Raw genomic sequence first — 231 nt, 5'->3', positions numbered from 1 at the left:
TTCCGTACGTGAGGAGAGATCCAGGTTGCCTCCTGCAATCTGGCGGGAAGCGGATGCAATCGCCGCGGAACTCTGGCCAACCTGTTGCATAAGATCCTGGAGAAAAGCGATGAACATATTAAAGTTCGTAATAATGCTGTTGAACTCATGGCTTTTGCTTTCAGCAAGCCGCTGCGTCAGGTCAGCACCACCGCCGGACAACGCCTCAATGTTTTTGTTCAGCAGGGTCAC

1 protein-coding gene is annotated in these 231 nt (G+C 51.9%); it reads right to left on the bottom strand.

Features of this window, described 5'->3' with window-relative positions:
• A partial coding sequence (locus FHD02_RS24655; protein WP_375336886.1) for a HAMP domain-containing protein occupies positions 1-231 on the bottom strand: 231 nt, incomplete at both ends.

The sequence above is a fragment of the Citrobacter sp. EC_71 genome, from assembly GCF_019584005.1.
Classification (GTDB): Bacteria; Pseudomonadota; Gammaproteobacteria; order Enterobacterales; family Enterobacteriaceae; genus Citrobacter; species Citrobacter werkmanii.
This window is presented reverse-complemented; position numbering and strand designations above follow the sequence as displayed.